At 57.1% G+C, this 22133-nt stretch carries 19 protein-coding genes; 9 read left to right on the forward strand and 10 right to left on the reverse strand.

Annotation, left to right across the window (positions count from 1 at the left end):
- The first annotated feature begins 59 nt into the window (after positions 1 to 59).
- The 7 genes from HBN68_RS03115 (at position 60) to HBN68_RS03145 (ending at position 9494) form a co-directional block, all read left to right on the forward strand.
- Positions 60 to 1349, forward strand: coding sequence for an MFS transporter (locus HBN68_RS03115; RefSeq protein ID WP_169962527.1), 1290 nt, complete (start codon positions 60 to 62; stop codon positions 1347 to 1349).
- 169 nt (positions 1350 to 1518) lie between these two features.
- Positions 1519 to 2505 carry a phosphate ABC transporter substrate-binding protein PstS gene (locus tag HBN68_RS03120; RefSeq protein WP_047279100.1) on the forward strand — a complete coding sequence of 329 codons (987 nt, stop codon included), beginning with the start codon at positions 1519 to 1521 and terminating at the stop codon, positions 2503 to 2505.
- A 176-nt stretch (positions 2506 to 2681) separates the two neighbouring features.
- Positions 2682 to 4967 carry an ABC transporter permease subunit gene (locus HBN68_RS03125; RefSeq protein WP_094994117.1) on the forward strand — a complete coding sequence of 762 codons (2286 nt, stop codon included), beginning with the start codon at positions 2682 to 2684 and terminating at the stop codon, positions 4965 to 4967.
- Positions 4968 to 4982: 15 nt separating this feature from the next.
- Entirely contained in the window at positions 4983 to 6653 is a 1671-nt protein-coding gene (pstA, locus tag HBN68_RS03130) for a phosphate ABC transporter permease PstA (RefSeq protein ID WP_094994118.1), read from the forward strand.
- A gap of 99 nt (positions 6654 to 6752) precedes the next feature.
- The gene (pstB, locus tag HBN68_RS03135) at positions 6753 to 7586 is read left to right on the forward strand and encodes a phosphate ABC transporter ATP-binding protein PstB (protein WP_169962529.1); all 834 of its coding nucleotides are present in this window, start codon (positions 6753 to 6755) and stop codon (positions 7584 to 7586) included.
- A gap of 85 nt (positions 7587 to 7671) precedes the next feature.
- Positions 7672 to 8433 (forward strand): phosphate signaling complex protein PhoU, encoded by a 762-nt coding sequence (phoU, locus tag HBN68_RS03140; RefSeq protein WP_094994120.1) that lies wholly within the window; start codon positions 7672 to 7674, stop codon positions 8431 to 8433.
- A 161-nt stretch (positions 8434 to 8594) separates the two neighbouring features.
- On the forward strand, positions 8595 to 9494 hold the full coding sequence (locus HBN68_RS03145) for a response regulator (protein ID WP_094994121.1): 900 nt from the start codon (positions 8595 to 8597) through the stop codon (positions 9492 to 9494).
- A gap of 15 nt (positions 9495 to 9509) precedes the next feature.
- Here the strand turns inward: HBN68_RS03145 and HBN68_RS03150 are convergent, their stop codons facing one another.
- The 10 genes from HBN68_RS03150 to HBN68_RS03195 form a co-directional block, all read right to left on the reverse strand.
- The gene (locus HBN68_RS03150) at positions 9510 to 11471 is read right to left on the reverse strand and encodes a DUF4105 domain-containing protein (protein WP_169962531.1); all 1962 of its coding nucleotides are present in this window, start codon (positions 11469 to 11471) and stop codon (positions 9510 to 9512) included.
- The gene (locus HBN68_RS03155) at positions 11468 to 11788 is read right to left on the reverse strand and encodes a DUF2388 domain-containing protein (protein WP_169962533.1); all 321 of its coding nucleotides are present in this window, start codon (positions 11786 to 11788) and stop codon (positions 11468 to 11470) included. The genes HBN68_RS03150 and HBN68_RS03155 overlap by 4 nt, the downstream gene beginning before the upstream one ends.
- A gap of 26 nt (positions 11789 to 11814) precedes the next feature.
- Positions 11815 to 12108, reverse strand: a complete 294-nt coding sequence (locus HBN68_RS03160; protein ID WP_094994124.1) for a DUF2388 domain-containing protein — start codon at positions 12106 to 12108, stop codon at positions 11815 to 11817.
- Between the two features lie 147 nt (positions 12109 to 12255).
- Positions 12256 to 12573: a DUF2388 domain-containing protein gene (locus tag HBN68_RS03165; RefSeq protein ID WP_094994125.1), complete on the reverse strand. Its 318-nt coding sequence runs from the start codon at positions 12571 to 12573 to the stop codon at positions 12256 to 12258.
- 296 nt (positions 12574 to 12869) lie between these two features.
- Positions 12870 to 13085 carry a DUF1127 domain-containing protein gene (locus tag HBN68_RS03170; protein WP_094994126.1) on the reverse strand — a complete coding sequence of 72 codons (216 nt, stop codon included), beginning with the start codon at positions 13083 to 13085 and terminating at the stop codon, positions 12870 to 12872.
- A 318-nt stretch (positions 13086 to 13403) separates the two neighbouring features.
- Complete coding sequence (locus HBN68_RS03175) at positions 13404 to 14894, reverse strand: acetyl-CoA hydrolase/transferase family protein (RefSeq protein WP_094994127.1); 1491 nt, start codon at positions 14892 to 14894, stop codon at positions 13404 to 13406.
- A gap of 182 nt (positions 14895 to 15076) precedes the next feature.
- Positions 15077 to 16513 carry an NAD(P)(+) transhydrogenase (Re/Si-specific) subunit beta gene (locus HBN68_RS03180; protein ID WP_094994128.1) on the reverse strand — a complete coding sequence of 479 codons (1437 nt, stop codon included), beginning with the start codon at positions 16511 to 16513 and terminating at the stop codon, positions 15077 to 15079.
- The gene (locus HBN68_RS03185) at positions 16510 to 16833 is read right to left on the reverse strand and encodes an NAD(P) transhydrogenase subunit alpha (RefSeq protein ID WP_003438157.1); all 324 of its coding nucleotides are present in this window, start codon (positions 16831 to 16833) and stop codon (positions 16510 to 16512) included. The genes HBN68_RS03180 and HBN68_RS03185 overlap by 4 nt, the downstream gene beginning before the upstream one ends.
- An 11-nt stretch (positions 16834 to 16844) precedes the next feature.
- Positions 16845 to 17966: a Re/Si-specific NAD(P)(+) transhydrogenase subunit alpha gene (locus tag HBN68_RS03190; RefSeq protein WP_169962535.1), complete on the reverse strand. Its 1122-nt coding sequence runs from the start codon at positions 17964 to 17966 to the stop codon at positions 16845 to 16847.
- 436 nt (positions 17967 to 18402) lie between these two features.
- A complete protein-coding gene (locus HBN68_RS03195) occupies positions 18403 to 19299 on the reverse strand; it encodes a LysR family transcriptional regulator (protein WP_094994131.1) in 897 nt (298 codons plus the stop codon).
- A gap of 158 nt (positions 19300 to 19457) precedes the next feature.
- Here HBN68_RS03195 and HBN68_RS03200 point away from each other — a divergent pair, with 158 nt between their 5' ends.
- Together HBN68_RS03200 and HBN68_RS03205 are read left to right on the forward strand one after the other, a co-directional pair.
- Complete coding sequence (locus HBN68_RS03200; RefSeq protein WP_169962537.1) at positions 19458 to 20639, forward strand: acyl-CoA dehydrogenase; 1182 nt, start codon at positions 19458 to 19460, stop codon at positions 20637 to 20639.
- Between the two features lie 15 nt (positions 20640 to 20654).
- Positions 20655 to 21875, forward strand: a complete 1221-nt coding sequence (locus HBN68_RS03205; protein ID WP_169962539.1) for a CaiB/BaiF CoA-transferase family protein — start codon at positions 20655 to 20657, stop codon at positions 21873 to 21875.
- Positions 21876 to 22133 lie beyond the last annotated feature (258 nt).

Genomic DNA, 22133 nt, shown 5'->3' on the forward strand with positions numbered 1-22133 from the left:
CGGCCTATGCCTGGGGCGTTGCCGCTTTTGCCTAGCCTAATAAGAGATGCCCAAATCCTATGATCACCGAGCCTTCCAGTGCTGCGCCACCTTCGCGTCCCTTGACCCGTAATGACTACAAAACACTCTCGTTGTCTGCCTTGGGCGGCGCGCTGGAGTTTTACGATTTCATTATTTTTGTGTTCTTTGCCACGGTCGTCGGCAAGCTGTTTTTCCCGGCCGATATGCCCGAGTGGCTACGGCTGATGCAAACCTTCGGCATTTTCGCTGCCGGTTATCTCGCACGGCCACTGGGCGGCATTGTCATGGCGCACTTTGGCGACCTGCTGGGGCGCAAGAAGATGTTCACCTTGAGCATTTTCATGATGGCCGTACCGACGCTGATCATGGGTTTGCTGCCGACGTATGCGCAGATCGGCATGTGGGCGCCGATCCTGTTGCTGCTGATGCGCGTTATTCAGGGTGCGGCCATTGGTGGTGAAGTGCCGGGCGCGTGGGTCTTTGTGGCCGAGCACGTACCGCCACGGCATGTGGGCTACGCCTGCGGCACGCTGACCTGCGGCCTGACAGCGGGTATTTTGTTGGGCTCGCTGGTGGCCACGGCCATCAACACCCTTTACACCCCGATGGAAGTATCTGACTACGCGTGGCGTATTCCCTTCTTGCTCGGCGGCGTATTTGGTTTGTTTTCGGTCTACTTGCGTCGCTGGTTGCATGAAACCCCGGTGTTTGCCGAGTTGCAACTGCGCAAGGCACTGGCCGAAGAAGTGCCGCTCAAAACTGTCTTGCGTGACCACCGTGGTGCCATCGCAGTGTCGATGCTGCTGACATGGTTGTTGTCGGCCGGGATCATCGTGGTGATCTTGATGACCCCGACCGTGCTGCAAACCATTTATGGTTTCTCGGCCACGGTTTCATTGAAAGCCAACAGCCTGGCCATTGTTTTCCTGAGCTTGGGATGCATCGCGTCGGGCGCATTGGCGGACCGATTTGGTGCGGGCAAGGTGTTCGTCTTCGGCTGTGCTGCGCTGTTGATTACCTCGTGGACCTTCTATCACAGCCTGTTGCAACACCCGGATTGGTTGTTTCCGCTGTACGCATTGAGTGGTTTGTTTGTAGGCACCATCGGGGCGGTGCCGTATGTCATGGTTAAAGCGTTCCCGCCCGTTGTGCGTTTCAGCGGTTTGTCGTTTTCTTACAACCTGGCGTACGCGATTTTCGGTGGTCTGACCCCGATGGCCGTGACGTTGCTGCTCAAAGAAAGCCCGATGGGCCCGGCGTATTACGTTGCAATCATTTGCACCATGGGTTTATTGGTCGGTGCTTATCTGTGGAAGAAAGGCCGCTGACCCCCGGCCTCTAGCCCTAGGGCACGCCCGCGCCACTTCTCTGGAAGGCCAGCCATTCATTGCGAATGCTGGCCTTTCATCTAATTGTCACAATCGGTTCATAGAGTAGTCACATGGCCTGCAGATACTGGCCCCCGATTCATCTAACCCCGTTTGCTAGGAGTAAGGCATGAGACTGAAGCGTGTGATGGCGGCCCTGACTTTTGTCGCCGCAGGCGTTGCAACTGCGAATGCGGTTGCCGCGGGTGTTGATCCGGCAATCCAGCCGTACGTTAAGACCACTGGTGTGTCGGGTAACCTCTCCAGCGTTGGTTCCGATACCCTGGCGAACCTGATGACCTTGTGGGCTGAGGCCTACAAAAAAGAATACCCGAACGTCAATATCCAGATTCAGGCTGCCGGTTCCTCGACCGCGCCCCCTGCGATTACAGAAGGCACCGCTAACCTGGGCCCGATGAGCCGCAAGATGAAAGACAACGAACTGGCTGCCTTCGAGCAGAAGTACGGCTACAAGCCGACCGCCATCCCGGTGGCCGTCGATGCCTTGGCGGTGTTCGTGCACAAAGACAACCCGATCAAGCACATGACCATGGAGCAAGTTGACGCTGTCTTCTCCTCCACGCGTCTGTGTGGCGGCAAATCGGACATCAAAACCTGGGGTGACCTGGGAGTGACCGGCGATCTGGCCAACAAGCCGGTGCAACTGTTTGGTCGTAACTCGGTGTCCGGTACGTACGGCTACTTCAAAGAAGAAGCCTTGTGCAAAGGTGACTTCAAGCCAAACGTGAACGAGCAACCGGGCTCGGCCTCGGTGGTGCAGTCGATCAGCAGCTCGCTGAACGGCATCGGTTATTCGGGCATCGGTTACAAGACCGCCAGCGTGAAAACCGTGCCGCTGGCCAAGAAAGGCAGCACTGAGTTCGTTGAAGACACTGAAGAAAACGCATTGAACGGCAAATACCCGCTGTCGCGTTTCCTTTACGTGTACGTGAACAAAGCACCGAACAAGCCGCTGAACCCGCTGGAAGCCGAGTTCATCAAGCTGGTGCTGTCCAAACAAGGTCAAGAAGTCGTGGTCAAGGATGGCTACATCCCGCTGCCCGCCAAAGTTGCTGCCAAAGCCTTGGCCGACCTGGGTTTGAAAGAAGGCGCATAACCCTGTAGTTGCTGCCTCAGGCTGTAATCAAGACATGCAGCCTGCGGCCGCGACATCAGGTTCTGAGCCGGGTAACTACTTAATTTTCCACTCCGCTGCCAGCCCCACTGGGCAGCGGCTTTTTTGCGTCACTGCTTTGTCATCTTTTTGTCATACAGGACCGCTAGGGTGTGCGCATGAATGATCTGGCCAATTCCCCAATGACTACGACATCCGCTCCCAAGCGCATTGATTTCAATACGCCTGAACTGCAACGCAAGCGCCGCATCCGCGCGCTTAAAGATCACCTGACCCGCTGGTATGTATTTATCGGCGGTCTTGCCGTGCTCGGCGCGATCACCCTGATTTTCTTCTTCCTCGGGTATGTGGTGCTGCCACTGTTTCAGGGCGCCGACCTGAATGCCAAGCAGGCGATTACGCCTGTGTGGATGCAGGACGCAGGCAAGCCGTTGATGCTGTCGGTTGAAGAGCAGAATCAGGTCGGTATGCGCGTGTCCGATCAGGGCATGGTGCTGTTTTTCAATGCCAAGAACGGCGATGAGCTCTCCCGCGTGAACCTGCCGCTGCCTGCCGACACTCATGTGACGTCGCTGGGTGAGGATCAACCGGGTAACCCGGTGGTGGCCTTGGGCTTGTCCAATGGCCAGGCGCTGGTGTTCCGCCACACGTATAAAGTCAGCTACCCGGATGGCAACAAGACCATCACCCCGGCCATCGAATACCCGTACGGTCAGGCGCCTGTCGCGCTTGATCCTCAAGGGCGTGCGCTGGATCACGTGAACCTCAGCGTGAACGATTCAACGCTGGTGCTGGCCGGTTCTACCGGCGCGCAGTTGCACGTGCTGTCGTTGGCCAGTGAAGAAAACATGATGACGGGTGAGGTCACGAACTCCGAAACCCGCATCGAGTTGCCGCAGATGACCGAGAAGGTCAAAGCGTTGTACATCGACCCGCGTCAGCAATGGCTGTATGTCATCAATGGTCGTGCTCAAGCGGACGTGTTCAGCCTGCGCGAAAAAAGCTTGAATGGCCGTTACAAATTGGCTGAAGACGCCACCACTGAAATCACGGCCAGTACCCAGTTGGTGGGTGGCATTTCGCTGATCCTGGGTGATTCCACCGGCACCCTGAGCCAGTGGTTCATGGCCCGCGACCCAGATGGTGAACAGCGTTTCAAGCACATTCGCAGCTTCAAAATGGGCGACTCACCGATTGTTGAAATCACCGCCGAACAACGCCGCAAAGGTTTCCTGGCGCTGGACGCCGCAGGTGAAATTGGTGTGTTCCACAGCACCGCGCACCGTACTCTGCTGGTCGAGAAGGTCGCTGAAGGCCCCGGCATCATGGCGCTGTCACCACGCGCCAACCGCATCATCGTGGAAGAGGGCGGCAAGCTGCTGCCGCTGACCTTGAAGAACCCGCACCCGGAAGTGTCCTGGAGCGCGCTGTGGAGCAAGGTCTGGTACGAGAACTACGACGAACCGAAATACGTCTGGCAATCAACTGCGGCCAACACCGACTTCGAACCGAAGATGAGCCTCGCGCCTTTGACCTTCGGTACGTTGAAAGCCGCGTTCTACGCGATGTTGCTGGCTGCCCCGCTGGCAGTTGCCGCGGCTATTTACACCGCTTACTTCATGGCCCCGAGCCTGCGCCGTAAGGTCAAGCCGGTGATCGAACTGATGGAAGCGATGCCGACAGTGATTCTGGGCTTCTTCGCCGGCCTGTTCCTGGCCCCGTATGTGGAAGGGCATTTGCCGGGGATTTTTAGCCTACTGATGCTGTTGCCGATCGGGATTTTGCTGGCGGGCTTCACTTGGAGTCGTCTGCCGGAGTCCATCCGCCTGCGCGTGCCGGATGGCTGGGAAAGCCTGATTTTGATTCCGGTGATTCTGTTCATTGGCTGGCTGTCGCTGTACATGAGCCCGTTCATGGAAGCATGGTTCTTCGGCGGCGACATGCGCTTGTGGATCTCCCACGACCTGGGTATCACCTATGACCAGCGCAACGCTCTGGTCGTCGGCCTGGCGATGGGTTTTGCAGTGATCCCGAACATTTACTCGATTGCTGAAGATGCCGTGTTCAGCGTGCCGCGCGGCCTGACGCTGGGTTCGCTGGCGCTGGGTGCCACGCCGTGGCAAACCATGACCCGCGTGGTCATCCTGACCGCCAGCCCGGGCATTTTCTCGGCACTGATGATCGGCATGGGCCGTGCGGTAGGCGAGACCATGATCGTGCTGATGGCCACTGGCAACACGCCGGTCATGGAAATGAACCTGTTCGAAGGCTTGCGGACTTTGGCGGCGAACGTGGCGGTGGAGATGCCTGAATCCGAAGTGGGCGGCAGTCACTACCGCGTGCTGTTCCTCTCGGCGCTGGTGCTGCTGTTGTTCACCTTCATCATGAACACTCTCGCCGAGCTGATCCGTCAGCGTCTGCGCAAGAAATATTCGTCGCTTTAAGGAAGGTAGAAGTCTGTGAAACAGAATTCCCTCAAAGGTTGGTTCAAGAGCGGCGCCCCGGGCGTCTGGATCAGCGGTGGCGCGGTGTCGCTCGCGGTCATCATGACCATTGGTTTGCTGGCAGTGATTGCCGTGCGTGGGCTGGGCCACTTTTGGCCGGCTGATTTGGTGCTGGCGCAGTACAACGTGCCGGGCTCAGCCAATCACGTGGTGCTGGGCGAAGTGGTGCAAAAGGAAGAAGTGCCCCGCGAACGCCTGAAAAGCGCCGGTTTACCGGTGCCGGAACAAGGCCCCGAATTCATGACCCGCGAGCTGATCAAGGTCGGCAACCGCGACCTCAACGGCAACGACTTTTCGTGGGTGGTGGGCGAGTGGCTGACCGACCAGAAGACGCCGCCCGAGTTGCTGGCGGTCGAGCGTCGCGAGTGGGGTAACTTCTACGGCTATCTGGTCAATGTGAAAGAAAACGGCAAGGTGATTGCCGAAGGTGAAGCGGCGTGGCCTGAGCTGCAGGCGCGGGTCAAGCGCGTTAACGAGCTGGCCAAGCAACTCAGCCAGCTGGAAAAGAAAGACATCGGCGCCATCAACTATGGGCTTGAGCGGATTCGTCTGCAGGGCCGCAAGCTGGAGCTGGAAGGCAAACTGACACCGCAAGCCCAGGCGGACATGGAAGCCGAACGTGCCGAGCTGAATGCGCGCTACAAAGCGATTGAAGACCGCTTGGGTGATCTGCATGCCCAGTTCAATCGCGACAGCCTGACGGCCCGCGATGCCAACGGTAAAGAGCTGGAAATCAACATCGGCAAAGTGGTCAAGGCCTACCAGCCGAACGCCATGAACAGCTGGCAGAAGCTGGCGATGTATTTCAGTAACATTTGGGAATTCCTCAGCGAAGACCCGCGAGAAGCCAACACGGAAGGCGGTATTTTCCCGGCGATTTTCGGCACCGTGATGATGACCCTGATCATGGCTGTGATCGTGACCCCGTTCGGCGTGCTGGCGGCGGTGTACCTGCGTGAATACGCCAAGCAGAACACCCTGACCCGCGTGATCCGTATTGCTGTGAATAACCTGGCCGGTGTGCCGGCAATTGTGTACGGCGTGTTTGGTCTGGGCTTCTTTGTGTACGTGCTGGGCGGGTCGGTTGACCGACTGTTCTTTGCCGAGGCACTGCCCGCGCCAACCTTCGGTACGCCGGGCCTGATGTGGGCCTCGCTGACGCTGGCGCTGCTGGCCGTCCCGGTGGTGATTGTGGCCACTGAAGAGGGGCTGGCGCGTATTCCGCGTACGGTGCGCGAAGGTTCGCTGGCGCTGGGTGCGACCAAGTCCGAGACGCTGTGGAAGATCGTATTGCCGATGGCCAGCCCGGCCATGATGACCGGCATGATCCTCGCCGTGGCGCGGGCAGCGGGTGAAGTGGCACCGCTGATGCTGGTGGGTGTGGTCAAGCTGGCGCCGTCGTTGCCGCTGGACGGCAACTACCCGTACCTGCATTTGGACCAGAAGATCATGCACCTGGGCTTCCATATTTATGACGTGGGCTTCCAGAGCCCGAACGTTGAAGCCGCGCGGCCGCTGGTATACGCCACGGCGCTGCTGCTGGTGCTGGTGATCGCGACCCTGAACCTGTCGGCGGTGTGGATTCGCAACCACCTGCGCGAGAAGTACAAGGCGCTGGAAAGCTGATAACGAACATAGATGGCAGGCGCGGCCCATCGGCCCTTCTGCCAACGAGAAGCCCGGTTTTTAGTAACCGGAACGAATTTTTAGCGTATGGAGCAACCCATGCAGCATGAATCCACGTCCCACGGCATCAACATGTCGGCCTTGGGTCGCAGCAAACAAAGCTTGAACCTGGCCAATGAAGAAATCGCCATTGAAGTCCCGGGGTTAAACCTTTATTACGGCGACAAGCAGGCATTGTTCGACGTGAGCCTGAACATCCCGAAACAACGGGTGACTGCGTTCATCGGGCCGTCGGGTTGCGGCAAGTCCACGCTGCTGCGCACATTTAACCGTATGAACGATCTGGTGGACGGTTGCCGCGTCGAAGGTGAAATCAACCTCTACGGCCATAACATCTACCGCAAGGGCGAAGACGTGGCCGAGCTGCGTCGTCGTGTGGGCATGGTGTTCCAGAAGCCCAACCCGTTCCCCAAGACCATCTACGAAAACGTGGTCTACGGCTTGCGCATTCAGGGCATCAACAAAAAGCGCATCCTCGACGAGGCCGTGGAGTGGGCCCTTAAAGGTGCAGCGTTGTGGGATGAGGTTAAAGACCGTCTGCACGACTCGGCGCTGGGCTTGTCCGGTGGTCAGCAGCAGCGTCTGGTGATTGCCCGTACCATCGCGGTTGAACCCGAAGTGTTGCTGCTCGATGAGCCGTGTTCGGCACTCGACCCGATCTCGACACTGAAAGTCGAAGAGCTGATTTACGAGCTCAAGTCCAAGTTCACCATCGTGATCGTGACCCACAATATGCAACAGGCTGCGCGGGTGTCGGATTACACCGCCTTCATGTACATGGGCAAGATGGTCGAATACGGCGACACCGACACGCTGTTCACCAACCCGGCCAAAAAGCAGACCGAAGATTACATCACCGGGCGCTATGGCTAGTGGGAGCGGCCCCTGCCGCTTGGCGTAATGACACAATTGGCTGGCCGCCTGGCGCGTGCCGCTCACCGATTTGCGGAGCAGAACCATGATTTCAAAGGATGGCCTCACCCATCACATTTCCGCGCAATTCAACGCGGAACTCGAAGAAGTGCGCAGCCACTTGCTGGCCATGGGCGGGCTGGTCGAGAAGCAGGTTAACGACGCGGTCACGGCGTTGATCGAGGCCGACTCCGGGCTGGCTCAGCAAGTGCGTGAAATTGACGAACAGATCAATCAGATGGAGCGCAACATCGACGAAGAATGCCTGCGCATTCTGGCCCGCCGTCAGCCTGCGGCCTCTGACTTGAGGCTGATTATCAGCATTTCCAAGTCAGTCATCGACCTGGAGCGCATCGGTGACGAGGCGACAAAAATTGCACGCCGTGCGATCCAGCTCTGTGAAGAGGGCGAAGCGCCGCGCGGTTACGTAGAAGTGCGGCACATTGGCGATCAGGTGCGCAACATGGTGCGCGATGCCCTGGACGCTTTCGCCCGTTTCGATGCTGACCTTGCGCTGTCTGTGGCGCAGTACGACAAAATCATCGACCGCGAATACAAAACGGCACTGCGTGAGCTGGCCACTTACATGATGGAAGACCCGCGTTCGATTTCGCGGGTGCTGAGCATCATTTGGGTACTGCGTTCGCTGGAGCGGATTGGCGACCACGCACGCAATATTTCGGAGCTGGTGATCTACCTGGTGCGCGGAACGGATGTGCGCCATATGGGCCTCAAGCGTATGCGCGAAGAAGTTGAAGGCACGGGTGTGGATAACGCTAATGTTCCGCAGGTGCCTGACGATAAATAAGACTGCCCGAGATTAAAAACGCCCGGCTTTAGCCGGGCGTTTTACGTTTCGGCGTTCACATTCAGGCGCTCTGCGAACGTAAAGTCATTCGGGGTGCCCCCAAGATTTGGCACATGGCCATCATTCGGCGCATGCTAGTCAAGATTTCAAAGGAGCAGTCGATGAGCAAGGTCAGTGTGTTGGTGGTGGATGACGCGTCGTTTATTCGCGATTTGGTCAAAAAGTGCCTGCGTAACTACTTCCCGGGCATCAAGATCGAAGACGCGGTTAACGGTCGCAAAGCCCAGGCCATACTGGCCCGCGAAACCTTCGACCTGGTGCTGTGTGACTGGGAAATGCCTGAAATGTCCGGCCTTGAGCTGCTGACCTGGTGCCGCGAGCAAGATCACTTGAGAACCCTGCCGTTCATCATGGTCACCAGCCGTGGCGATAAAGAGAACGTGGTGCAGGCGATTCAGGCGGGTGTGTCGGGTTACGTCAGCAAGCCCTTTACCAACGAGCAGTTGCTGACCAAGGTCAAACACGCACTGAACAAGGCCGGAAAGCTCGAAACCCTGCTGGCCAGTGCGCCGACGCGGATGAACTCGGCATTCGGGAATGATTCGCTCAATGCATTGACTGGCGGCAAGGCTCAGACCGTGGCTGCAACGCCTGCCGCTGCGCCTGCACCCGTTGCACGCCCGGCAGTCGCAGCCAAACCTGCGGCAAAGGCACATACACCTGCAGGGCGTGGTCAGGGTCAATTGCGCCTTTCCAGTGGCACACAGGCATGCGTCATTAAGGCCTTGAGCCTCAAGGAGGCGCTGCTGGTGGTGCGTCGTGGCGACGTGCTGCCTCAGGTGCTGGAAAGCGCCGTGCTTGACCTTGAGCAGGGCGAGAGCGCCGAGGTGGCACGTCTCAATGGTTACCTGCACGCGGTCGTTGCCTACGAGCCCAAGCCTGACAGCGACTGGTTGCAACTGACCTTCCGCTTTGTGGATCAGGATGCCGCGAAGATGGGCTACCTCTCGCGGCTGATCGCCCATGGCACCGCACAAAAACACTTTGTGCCCGGTGCGTAACCACTGAACACAGGCTTACGGCAATTGCAGGCCGCCTGAAGCCTTGTGAATCGCCCGCAGATGCTCACCGATCTGTTTGACGTTGGCTTCGGTCGCGGCAATTTCGGCGGCGCGGGCGGGTTCCAGCAGGCTGCGTACTTCCTTGTCCAGATCCCCGGTCAGGCGCAGTAGCTGTTGCTGGCGCTGACTGCTTTCGGATTCGAGCATTTCCCATTCTTGGGCCTGTGGCAGGCCATAGCCGCTGCTGCCCAGCAACTCCGCCGGGCGACTGAGAAAGCCGCTGCTGGCGAGAATTTCTTGAAGCGTCTTGTTGGCCTTGTCCATGCCGGCACCTTCAATGCCGCGCACTTTTAAGTACTTCTGTTTGACTTCGTCTTGAGCCAGCAATAATTGACGGCGAAACGCGGCTTGCTCAAGCAGCAACAACGCAGCGCTGGCGCGCAGATCGGCTTGTTCGACCCACGGACGTCGAGCGTCCGGACTGAGGGCGAGCCAGTCTTCGACGCTGGTTTGCTGGATCGGCAGGCGGGTCTTGAGAACATCGAACATCGCTTGATAGCGATCGCGGTAGGAGTCAAAGCGGTAACCCAAGCGCAGCGCTTCTTTCTTGTCATCCAGCACGCGGGTATCGGCCAGCCCACGCGCTTTGAGCACTTCCAGCAGGCCATTGGGCATGATGCTGTCCAGGCCCTTGAGCTGCGCGTTGTCACTGCCGCTGCGCAGCAACTTCAGGGTTTCGACCGCGCAGTTGTTGGAAATGAAGTAGTAGTTGCCGTCATAACTCCAGTGCATCTCTGCCGCGTGCTCGACCACTTCTTCGATTTCTGGGCGGCTCAGCGTGAGGGGCACAGACGCGAGGCTGCGCAGTTCGGTCTTGGTGTATTCGTCAATCACCTGAGCCAGTGGCAAGACAAAGAGGCGCGACGGGTAGGCGCCGGTCAGGCCGTCCCAGCTCGATAACTGTACGTCGTTGACGAATGCCCGGTAGGACAACACCAGATGTTCTTGCAGGTCGAGTCGGCAATCAGGGCCGCGTGGACGGCCGGGCGCGCAGATTACCAGCCGCAACATGCTGTGGCCCCAGCGGCTGGCCCATTCCTGATTGGCTTCGGCAAGCAGGTAATCGACGGCATACACACGCTCGGGGTCGACGGTGCCGAGGGGTTGTTTGGCAAAATCATTGCCGGCATTGAGAAAGGCGAAGCCTTTGGAACATTCATCCCGGGCAGCCGGGGCCCAACCGAAGTGTTCCTTGTAGTAGCGATACAGCGCCGGGCGGCGACAGGCATAGGCCGGATCAAGGAGGAAATACTCCATGTTCACCGCGACAAACTCCCGGGGGTTGGTGACTTCGTACAAGTCCGGGCTGCGGACGATCTGGTGATTGTCTTGCTCACGCTCGCCACGACGGCCGACATATTGTTGCCAGCCAGCCAGGTCGAGCAGGCGCGGATCATCGCTGAGGGTGAAACGGCGTTCGGTTTGGCCCCGGCACCCGTCCGGCAGGCCAATCAGCCCGGCGCTGTTGTGCTGATGCGTGCAGCGCTGGATGAGCGTGCGCTGTGCGTCCGGCCACAAACGGGCGCGGTCATAAATGTGGGTCAGTTCGTGCAGCACCGTGGCGAGCATTTCCCGGCGCACAGTGCCGTGGGGGCGACTGGTTTGCTCAGTGGCGGCCGAGCCGTCGGTCAAGCTCGTCAGCAGCTTGCGATTGAGATCCAGCTCGGCCACCAACGAAGCTTGCCCGTAGGCGTTGCTCGGCATGTCATCGGTCCAGCCCACCAGGATCTGGCGGTCCAGTTGCTCGATAAACCGCGGTGGCAGCTTCTGCATGGCCTCGTCCAGCAACGCCTGACTGGCCTGCTGTTCAGCCGGGCTCAGGCCGTCGCTCTTGAGTTGCAGATGCAGCGCGGCCTGGGCGCTGCTGCCGATTAGCAGCAGGCCGCAGGCGGCAAGCCAACGCGCGAGTGGCCTCACAGTGCGAGGATAGCTTCGGCAAGTTCCTGGTCGCTGGCGCTGCGAGCTTCTGGCACACGCTCACGCAAGGTGTTGAAGGCGGATTCCAACTGGACGCCGCGAATGTTGCTTTGGCTGGCAACGAAAGTGGCGGCGTCATCGTGGGCTTCACGTACCACTTTGGAGTCGCGTATCGATGTCGTGGTGTCAGACGTGAAGTCAATCGCGCGTCCGAACGCACGAACAATAATGTTACTGGTTTGCACCAGGGTTTGTGCCTGAGCCACATCGGCCAACAACAGCAGGCCAAGGGTGGCGGCAATCAACGGGCTACGCATGAACATTCTCCAGAAAACGCGGGTAGTTATTGGACGAGAATTGCTTGTGCCAGTTCAAGGTCACTGGCAGTCAATTTTGGCTGGTCCTGACGCAAATAGTGCAAGGCTGATTCCAGCCGGGAACCTCGGAGTTGGCCGTCACTGGCGATAAAAGCGGCAGCGTCATCCTGAGCGGCACGAATCAGTTTGTTTTCGAAGGGTGCTGAGGTCACTTTGCTGGTGACATACCCGGTGAGCACAGTGGTTTGCGTGCTCGTGTCGAAGGCAGCTGCAGTTTGAGTCCAGCAAAAGGCAAGTAGGGCAATTGAGAGAAAGCGCATGGGTCTCGACGTTAGTTGAGCGAGGGCCAAGGCTAGCGTAATGGGCGGGGCAGGGCAAAGTGGATGTGCCCGCTGTCCGAGGGCGAGGCTGTGCTCGGGTTACGTCGCACATAGCCTCGCGCTGCCCGGCAGCAATGGCACGGCAAATCAGAGGGTCAGAATGGCCTGGGCCAGTTGTGCATCGGACGCTTGCAGTTGTGGTGCTTGCTGACGGATGAAGTCCAGTGCGCTTTCGAGTTTCACCCCCCGGATAGTGCCTTCACTTGCCACGAAGCTTGCGGCATCGTCGCGGGCAGCGCGCACGATTTTGTTGTCGCGGATGGAGTTGGTGGCATCGGACGTCAGATCTGTAGTGGCCTTAAGCGTGCCTACAATGGCGTCTGTGGTCACGATGAAGCTGGAAGCGTGGGCGCTGGCAGCAACAGCCAGCAAAGCCGCAGCGCTGAGTAGGCGAAGAGTGGGCATGGTGATACTCCTTGGCATGAGCTTATAAGTTAGACGTTTATAAGCCGAATAGTAGGCCCGGTACCGCGCAGGGCAAAGAAGGTTTTACGGCCAAGGGCTGAAATAAGGCGAAAACGTATTGGAATCTGAAACTGTACTTATCTATTTTTTTGAATTTATAACTGTACCTGTCGCATTAACTGCTCATAAAGAAGCCCTAAAACGACAAAACCCGCCAGCGGTTGCCCGCGACGGGTTTTGTTTTACAAATTCTGGGTGCTGGCGGTGAATCGTACATCAGGGCCAGCGAGCGCGTGTTAGCGCCAGAACGGCTTGCTCAGCTCTTCGTAACGCTGTGCTTCGCTAATCCCGGCATCTGCCAGAAGGCGCGAGTCCAGACGAGCCAGTTGATGGCGGCTGGAAATACGGCGCTGCCACAACATCAGGTTGGCAAGTACGCGCAAAGGCATCGAGGCCTGGTTTTTGACAGTGTTGCTTTCGGTGAACAAATCGGAACTGAGGGTACGTTCCATGATGGCATCCTTCCGCTTGTGGCGGCATTGGGTAGTGGTTTAACTGGTGCCCATGATCCTCTTCCGCGTCCAGAGTCTCTAGATACAGTTCACCTGTATTGTGCAGAGCCAGTTAACTGTTTAGGGGTGCTGTACGGGCGTAAATGGGCACAACTGTACCGGTAGGCACTAAGTTGGTGCATTTTTAATCAATCTTGTATGAAATGCGGCTTGTAAGGGTAGGAAATGACCAGTACAGCAGTACAGTTTTTGGAATAGCGCGCATAAAAAAGCCGCCGTGAAAACAGTGTTTTCGTCGGCGGCTGTCTAGCTCGCGTATTACGGGAGCATTTTACCGGTTTCTTCCAGGTTGATATGCCAGCTCAACGCTTCGCGCAGAATGTGCGGGGTGTGGCCACCGATTGCACAGGCTTTGCTGAAGTAGTCGTTGAGTGCTTCACGGAAGTCCGGGTGCACACAGTTGTCGATAATCACTCGGGCGCGCTCGCGTGGCGCCAGACCGCGCAGGTCGGCCAGACCCTGTTCGGTTACCAGAATGTCCACATCGTGTTCGGTGTGGTCAACGTGGCTGACCATCGGCACTACACTGGAGATCGCACCGGCCTTGGCGATCGACTTGGTTACGAAGATCGCCAAGTGCGCGTTACGGGCGAAGTCGCCCGAACCGCCGATGCCGTTCATCATGCGGGTGCCGCAGACGTGGGTGGAGTTCACGTTGCCGTAGATGTCGAATTCCAGCGCGGTGTTGATGCCGATGATGCCGAGACGGCGCACAACTTCAGGGTGGTTGGAGATTTCTTGTGGACGCAGGACCAGTTTGTCCTTGTAGCGCTCCAGGTTGCCGAACACGTCCGTGTTGCGACGCTCCGACAAGGTAATCGAGCTGCCCGAGGCGAAGCTCATCTTGCCAGCGTCGATCAGGTCAAAAGTCGAATCCTGTAGTACTTCGGAGTACATGGTCAGGTCTTCGAACGGCGAGTCGATCAGGCCGCACATCACGGCGTTGGCGATGTTGCCGATACCGGCCTGCAGCGGACCCAACTTGTTGGTCATACGCCCGGCTGCAACTTCTTGTTTGAAGAAGTTGATCAGGTGGAACGCAATGCCGTCGGTTTCGCTGTCCGGTACAGAAACGGTGGACGGCGAATCAGGCTTGTTGGTGATGACGATAGCGACGATTTTTTCCGGCGGGATCGGGATGGCAGTGCTGCCGATGCGGTCGTCAACTTTTACCAACGGGATAGGCGTACGTGTTGGGCGGTAAGTCGGAATGTAGATGTCGTGCAGGCCTTCCAGATTCGGGTTGTGCGCCAGGTTGATCTCAACGATCACTTGTTTGGCGAAAATCGCGAAGCTGGCCGAGTTGCCGACGGAGGTAGTAGGAACGATATGACCTTGCTCGGTAATCGCGACGGCCTCAATCACAGCGATATCCGGCAGCTTGAGCTGCTGGTTACGCAGTTGCTCAACGGTTTCGGACAAATGCTGGTCGATGAACATGACTTCGCCGGCATTGATCGCCTTGCGCAGTGTGCTATCTACCTGGAACGGCATGCGACGAGCCAGTACGCCGGCTTCGGTCAATTGCTTGTCCAGGTCGTTGCCCAGGCTGGCGCCCGTCATCAGGGTGATTTTCAGCGGCGCCAGTTTGGCGCGTTCGGCCAGCGCGTGCGGAACGGCTTTGGCTTCGCCGGCACGGGTAAAACCGCTCATGCCAACGGTCATGCCGTCTTGGATAAGGGCGGCGGCTTCTTCGGCGCTCATGACCTTATCGTGTAGGGAATTTAGGCGAATACGTTCACGGTACATGGATTGTTATCTCGGGCAACGGAAGCAAGATGCGCAGTCTATTCATTTTCAAAGGCTGGCGTCCCGCTACCATGGTCGAATGCCTGACGGCGATTTAGACCCTTTGGTCGGGATCTTTGCAGAAATAAAAAACCCCGGTCAATTCAGCGCCGGGGTTTTCGGTGTGGCAGTGGCGGGGGATGTTACTCGACCGCTTTGACCATATCTTCAATAACTTTCTTGGCGTCACCGAAGACCATCATGGTTTTGTCCAGATAAAACAGTTCGTTGTCCAATCCGGCGTAGCCACTGGCCATCGAGCGTTTGTTGACGATGACGGTCTTGGCTTTGTAAGCCTCAAGAATCGGCATGCCCGCAATCGGCGATTTTGGGTCGTTTTTCGCGGCCGGGTTGACCACGTCGTTGGCGCCAAGCACCAGGACGACATCAGCCTGTCCGAATTCGGAGTTGATGTCTTCCATCTCGAACACCTGGTCGTAAGGCACTTCTGCCTCGGCCAGCAGGACGTTCATGTGGCCGGGCATACGACCTGCCACCGGGTGGATCGCGTATTTCACAGTGACGCCGCGGTGGGTCAATTTTTCGGTCAATTCTTTAAGGGCGTGTTGGGCGCGTGCAACCGCCAGGCCGTAACCCGGCACGATGATGACAGTGTCTGCGTTGGTCAGCAGGAAGGTGGCATCGTCAGCCGAGCCTGATTTGACTGGCCGGGCTTCTTGCGTACCCGCCGGGCCGCCTGCATCCGTTGCACCGCCGAAGCCGCCCAGAATCACGTTAAAGAAAGAACGATTCATCGCCTTGCACATAATGTAAGACAGGATCGCGCCCGAAGAGCCCACCAGCGAACCGGCAATGATCAGCATTGAATTGTTCAGCGAGAAGCCAATCCCGGCAGCTGCCCAGCCCGAATAGCTGTTGAGCATCGACACCACGACCGGCATGTCCGCTCCACCAATCGGAATGATGATGAGCACACCCAGTACAAAAGACAGTGCCAGCATCAGCGCGAAGGCGTTGAGGTTGCCGGTTAGCATGAAGGTGATGCCCAGCGCGAGTGTGGCCAGGCCCAGCACCAGATTCAGCGTGTGCTGACCACTGAATTGCACGGGTGCGCCCTGGAACAGGCGAAATTTGTATTTGCCTGAAAGCTTGCCGAAGGCGATCACAGAGCCGGAGAACGTGATGGCACCAATCGCAGCGCCCAAGAACAGCTCCAGGCGGTTGCCCGCAGGAATGGCGTCACCCAGTTGCTTGACGATACCCAGTGATTGCGGCTCGACCACCGCGGCGATGGCAATGAAGACCGCAGCCAGGCCGATCATGCTGTGCATGAAGGCAACCAACTCTGGCATTTTGGTCATTTCCACACGCTTGGCCATGATCGACCCCGCCGTACCACCGACCAACAGGCCGACGATCACATAGCCGATACCCGCTGTCGCTATTTCAGCGCCCAGTTTGAAGACCAGGCCTACGGTGGTGATGACCGCCAATGCCATGCCGAGCATGCCGAACAGGTTGCCGCGACGGGATGTGGTGGGATGCGACAGGCCTTTGAGGGCCTGGATGAAACATATTGATGCGATCAAATAAAGAACAGTGACCAGGTTCATGCTCATGGCTTGCGCACCTCTTCTTTGGCTTTAGGTGCTTTCTTCTTGAACATTTCCAGCATTCGCCGGGTGACCAAAAATCCACCAAATACGTTAACGGCGGCCAATGCCACAGCCAGGGTGCCCATGGTTTTGCCCAGCGGGGTGACTGTCAGCGCAGCAGCGAGCATGGCACCTACGATCACGATTGCCGAAATGGCATTGGTGACCGCCATCAGGGGCGTGTGCAAAGCAGGTGTAACGTTCCAGACCACGTGATAGCCAACATAGATGGCCAGCACGAAGATGATCAGGTTGTAGATGCCGGGGGAGATCAGCTCTTCCATTGTTTTTATCCTCAGCCGTTTTTGCGCACGACTTGCCCGTCGCGGCACATCAGGCACGCGGCGACGATGTCGTCTTCTAGGTTGATCTGGAACTGTCCTTCAGGGGTGAAGACCAGTTTGAGGAAGTCCAGCAGGTTGCGGGCATACAGCGCGGAAGCATCTGCAGCAACCATGGCGGCCAGATTGGTATGGCCGACGATGGTGACGCTGTGCTCGACCACCACTTGATCCGCGACGGTCAGCGGGCAGTTGCCGCCTTGGGCTGCGGCGAGGTCGATGACCACTGACCCCGGTTTCATTTGCGCCACGGTTTCTGCGCTGAGCAGCACTGGCGCCTTTCGCCCAGGGATCAGTGCGGTAGTAATGACGATGTCGGCCTGTTTGGCGCGTTCGTGCACAGCCAGTGCCTGACGCTGCATCCAGCTCGCAGGCATTGGCCGTGCATAGCCGCCAACGCCCACTGCGCATTCGCGCTCTTCGTCGGTTTCGTAAGGCACGTCGACAAACTTGGCACCCAGCGACTCGATCTGCTCTTTAACAGCAGGTCGCACATCAGACGCTTCGATCACGGCACCCAGGCGTTTGGCGGTTGCAATGGCCTGAAGCCCCGCAACGCCTGCGCCAAGGATCAGCACGCGGGCGGCCTTTACCGTGCCAGCGGCGGTCATCAACATCGGCATGAAACGTGGGTAATGATGGGCTGCCAGTAGTACGGCTTTATAGCCGGCAATGTTGGCTTGGGAAGACAGCACATCAAGACTTTGCGCGCGAGAAGTGCGTGGCGCGGCCTCCAGTGAGAATGCGGTAATGCCATGGCTGGCCAGTTTGGCAATGGTTTCATTGCTGAACGGGTTGAGCATGCCGATCAGCACAGTGCCGCTATTGATAAGGGCCAGTTCGCTGTCATCAGGCGCAACGACTTTCAGGATCAACTCAGCGCCAAATACGTCATTGGCGCTGCCAATAGTTGCGCCGGCGGTTTCATAAGCACTGTCGATGACGCTGGCATTGATACCTGCACCCCGTTGAACAGTCACTTTATGGCCCTGGCCGATCAGCTTCTTGATGGTTTCCGGGGTTGCAGCAACCCGCGTTTCACCCGTATGGGTTTCGAGAGGAACACCAATGTGCACGTCATATCTCCTGCGTGATCTTTTATAAGAAATCCAGTGCACTTCGGATGGTGCTACTGGGGCGGCCGATCAGCACGGCCCCACCGGAATCAGGGTGGGGCGCCGCATAATGCAGGCGATTATTTAGCCCTTCAAGAACTTATGAAGGGTGACGGAATATTTACTACAAGTCATGCCGTGACCGAATGTCGCAAGTGTCGCTTTGAAGCCAGTAACGGCGTGGCTTCTAGGCATTAAAGGATGTTTTTGACTATTTTTCACATTTCTTTTAGTTATCCGCGCATAACTTTCAGAAATACCCTGCAAGCCACGTGGTTACTGGCTTACAGGTTTGTCCAGTTAGACATAAGTTTAGTCTGCTTAAAAGCGACATTTACGTATATATGTAGGGTGTTTTTATGAGGCGCTACATAACTCGTATGGACGATGTAATGCGTTAATTAAGGCTGTATTGCTGGGCTTGCTGGATAAGCCAGTCGCGAAAAGCCTTTAGTGAGGCGGACTCGATTTTGCGTTCGGGGATCATCAAGTGATAAGCCTTCGTACTCGCTAGCGTTGCAGTGTTGGCTATCACGAGGCGTTGCTCGGCTAATTCACGTTGAATCAAGAAAGGTGGGATCAATGCGATCCCCATGTCGTGCATAGCGGCCTGAGCCAGCATCGAGAACAGTTCGTAGCGCGGCCCGGTCATGTCACGGGGTACGTTCAAACCTTGTGCGTTAAACCACTGGCGCCACGCATAGGGGCGGGTGGTTTGTTGCAGTAACGGGAGTTCAGCGATTGCGTCTCGCGTAAGGCTTTTCTCGGTCGGCAGCAGGCGAGGGCTGCATACGGGGACTGGGTTTTCACCCATCAAGCGGTAGGACGAAGTACCTGACCAGTCGGCATCACCGAAATAGATAGCGGCGTCAAAGTCGGTGTCAGCAAACAGAAAGGGGCGTGTGCGGTTAGTGAGGTTGACCGTGACGTCGGGGTGCTGCTGCTGGAAGTCCTTGAGGCGCGGGAGCAGCCATTGCGTGCCGAAGGTGGGCACTACGGCGAGTTCAATCACGTTGGCACCTTGCTGCCCCATGATCGAGAGGGTGTCACGTTCGACGGCATCCAGTTGAGTCGCAATACGTCGGCTGTAGGAAAGCCCTGCTTCAGTCAGCTTAACGCCACGTTTTGAGCGTCTGAAAAGTTCGATGCCAAGGAATTCTTCGAGGCTGGCTATTTGTCGGCAGATAGCACCTTGGGTCAGAGAAAGCTCATGCGCAGCTTTGGTGAAGCTTTCGTGGCGAGCTGCCGCTTCAAAACTGATGAGTGCGGACGTGCTGGGAATCTTGCGGCGCATGTACGGCTTCCTCACTAAAGGTCTTTAAATATGGCGTTTTTGATCTCCACGGAGTGAGAAATTATCACAAGAGAGTTCCGAATCCTCGTTTGTCCTTCTATATAGGTGGGGCCTACGATCTGCCCACGACATTTGATCTATTTCGCGAGGGTTCACTCATGGTGGGTAAGGCAAGCTTCAACTGGATCGATCCACTGTTGCTGGATCAGCAGCTCACTGAAGAAGAGCGCATGGTGCGCGACAGTGCTGAGCAATTCGCTCAGAGCAAGTTGGCGCCTCGTGTGCTTGAAGCCTTCCGTCATGAGAAGACTGATCCGGCCATTTTTCGTGAAATGGGAGAGACCGGTTTGCTGGGGGCCATGATCCCCGAGCAATACGGCGGCAGCGGCCTCAATTATGTGAGCTATGGCTTGATTGCGCGGGAAGTGGAGCGTGTGGACTCGGGCTACCGTTCAATGATGAGTGTGCAGTCGTCGCTGGTGATGGTGCCTATCAATGAGTTCGGCACTGAAGCGCAGAAGCAGAAATACCTGCCAAAGTTGGCTTCAGGTGAATGGATCGGATGCTTTGGTCTGACTGAACCTAATCATGGTTCTGATCCTGGAGCGATGATTACGCGTGCACGCAAAGTCGAAGGTGGCTACAGCCTGACTGGCGCCAAGATGTGGATCACTAACAGTCCAATTGCTGATGTGTTTGTGGTGTGGGCTAAAGATGATGCCGGTGATATTCGTGGCTTTGTGCTGGAAAAGGGTTGGAAAGGCCTGAGTGCGCCTGCGATTCACGGCAAGGTAGGTTTGCGGGCATCGATTACCGGCGAAATCGTTATGGATAACGTGTTCGTACCTGAAGAGAACATCTTTCCGGATGTGCGTGGTCTGAAGGGGCCTTTCACTTGTCTGAATTCGGCCCGGTACGGTATTTCGTGGGGTGCACTCGGGGCTGCCGAGTTCTGTTGGCATACCGCGCGCCAGTACACGCTTGATCGTCAGCAGTTTGGTCGTCCACTGGCGGCCACACAGTTGATTCAGAAAAAACTGGCGGATATGCAGACTGAAATTACGCTGGCGCTACAAGGTTGCCTACGCTTGGGGAGAATGAAGGACGAAGGTACTGCTGCGGTGGAGATCACTTCGATCATGAAGCGTAACTCGTGCGGCAAGTCACTCGATATCGCTCGCATGGCGCGTGACATGCTGGGGGGGAATGGCATTTCTGATGAGTTTGGTGTGGCGCGCCACTTGGTCAACCTTGAAGTGGTGAATACCTATGAAGGCACCCATGACGTGCATGCTCTGATTCTTGGTCGGGCGCAGACAGGTCTTCAGGCGTTCTATTAATAGAGGGGGCGGCTCATGGGGGCTTTATCGCATTTGCGGGTGCTGGATTTGTCGCGGGTACTGGCCGGCCCATGGGCGGGCCAGATTCTGGCCGACCTTGGGGCTGAGGTCATCAAGGTCGAGCGTCCGGGCAATGGAGATGATACGCGCGCTTGGGGCCCGCCCTTTCTTAAGGATGCTTATGGGGAGAGTACTGGCGAGGCCGCGTACTACTTGTCTGCCAATCGCAACAAGCAGTCTGTGACGATCGATTTCACCAAGCCTGAAGGTCAGCGACTGGTACGCGAGCTGGCGGCGAAGTCTGACATTTTGATTGAGAACTTTAAGGTGGGCGGGTTGCAGGCTTATGGTCTGGACTATGCCTCGCTTAAAGACGTGAATCCGGATTTGATCTATTGCTCAATTACCGGATTCGGTCAAACGGGACCTTATGCCAAGCGCGCCGGTTATGACTTTATGATTCAGGGCTTGGGCGGTTTGATGAGTCTGACGGGCCGTCCTGAGGGTGAGGAGGGGGCGGGGCCTGTGAAGGCGGGTGTGGCGCTGACCGATATATTGACCGGGTTGTATTCGACGGTTGCGATTCTGGCGGCGCTGGCTCATCGCCAACATGACGGCGGTGGGCAGCATATTGATATGGCGCTGTTGGATGTCCAGGTTGCCTGCCTGGCTAATCAGGCAATGAATTACCTGACTACGGGCGTATCGCCCAAGCGGTTGGGTAATGCCCATCCGAATATCGTGCCCTATCAGGATTTTCCGACAGCCGATGGCGACTTCATTCTTACTGTCGGCAATGACGGTCAGTTCAGGAAGTTTGCGCAGGTGGCGGGTTATGCCGAGTGGGCTGATGATCCCAGATTCGCGACTAATGCAGCTCGTGTGGCGAATCGTCTGGTGTTAGTGCCTTTGATTCGTCAGGCGACCGTGTTCAGGACAACGGCGCAATGGGTGTCTGAGTTGGAAGCGGTTGGTGTGCCTTGCGGGCCTATCAACGATTTGGCGCAGGTGTTTGAGGATCCTCAGGTGCAGGCTCGTCATTTGGCGATAGAGCTGCCTCACGTGTTGGCTGGGCTTGTGCCTCAGGTGGCGAGCCCGATTCGGTTATCTGCAACGCCAGTCGAATACCGTAATGCGCCACCCTTGCTGGGTGAGCATACGCAAGAGGTTCTGCAGCGGGTCCTGGGGATGACTTCGGGAGTGCTGGAAGGGTTGCGCAAGTCGGGTGTTGTTTAACTGCCTACCTATATAGAGGGGGCGTTAGCCCCCTCTATATAGGTAGCGGCTTTTAAGCTTTTTTGGATAATTGATAGAGTCGCTCAATTAGGGCTTGACTCAGAATTCCATCGGCCTATAATTCGCCCCACTTCCGGCGCAGTCGAAACGGAAAACTCCTTGAGATTCAAAGAGTTAAACGATTTCGAAAGTGTCAGCTTCAAGTCATCGAAGCAGGAAATGAGGTGTTGACAGCAGCGTGTAACGCTGTAGAATTCG

It is taken from the genome of Pseudomonas sp. WS 5078 (assembly GCF_012985745.1).
Classification (GTDB): Bacteria; Pseudomonadota; Gammaproteobacteria; order Pseudomonadales; family Pseudomonadaceae; genus Aquipseudomonas; species Aquipseudomonas lundensis_A.

Coding starts and splice junctions, on each gene's coding strand:
- HBN68_RS03125 (WP_094994117.1), top strand. CDS start 2,682: ATGAATGATCTGGCCAATTCCCCAATGACTACGACATCCGCTCCCAAG.
- HBN68_RS03120 (WP_047279100.1), top strand. CDS start 1,519: ATGAGACTGAAGCGTGTGATGGCGGCCCTGACTTTTGTCGCCGCAGGC.
- HBN68_RS03170 (WP_094994126.1), bottom strand. CDS start 13,085: ATGGAACGTACCCTCAGTTCCGATTTGTTCACCGAAAGCAACACTGTC.
- pstB (WP_169962529.1), top strand. CDS start 6,753: ATGCAGCATGAATCCACGTCCCACGGCATCAACATGTCGGCCTTGGGT.
- HBN68_RS03195 (WP_094994131.1), bottom strand. CDS start 19,299: ATGCGCCGCAAGATTCCCAGCACGTCCGCACTCATCAGTTTTGAAGCG.
- HBN68_RS03115 (WP_169962527.1), top strand. CDS start 60: ATGATCACCGAGCCTTCCAGTGCTGCGCCACCTTCGCGTCCCTTGACC.
- HBN68_RS03160 (WP_094994124.1), bottom strand. CDS start 12,108: ATGCGCTTTCTCTCAATTGCCCTACTTGCCTTTTGCTGGACTCAAACT.
- HBN68_RS03155 (WP_169962533.1), bottom strand. CDS start 11,788: ATGCGTAGCCCGTTGATTGCCGCCACCCTTGGCCTGCTGTTGTTGGCC.
- HBN68_RS03175 (WP_094994127.1), bottom strand. CDS start 14,894: ATGTACCGTGAACGTATTCGCCTAAATTCCCTACACGATAAGGTCATG.
- HBN68_RS03180 (WP_094994128.1), bottom strand. CDS start 16,513: ATGAGCATGAACCTGGTCACTGTTCTTTATTTGATCGCATCAATATGT.
- HBN68_RS03205 (WP_169962539.1), top strand. CDS start 20,655: ATGGGGGCTTTATCGCATTTGCGGGTGCTGGATTTGTCGCGGGTACTG.
- HBN68_RS03200 (WP_169962537.1), top strand. CDS start 19,458: ATGGTGGGTAAGGCAAGCTTCAACTGGATCGATCCACTGTTGCTGGAT.
- HBN68_RS03165 (WP_094994125.1), bottom strand. CDS start 12,573: ATGCCCACTCTTCGCCTACTCAGCGCTGCGGCTTTGCTGGCTGTTGCT.
- HBN68_RS03145 (WP_094994121.1), top strand. CDS start 8,595: ATGAGCAAGGTCAGTGTGTTGGTGGTGGATGACGCGTCGTTTATTCGC.
- HBN68_RS03185 (WP_003438157.1), bottom strand. CDS start 16,833: ATGGAAGAGCTGATCTCCCCCGGCATCTACAACCTGATCATCTTCGTG.
- phoU (WP_094994120.1), top strand. CDS start 7,672: ATGATTTCAAAGGATGGCCTCACCCATCACATTTCCGCGCAATTCAAC.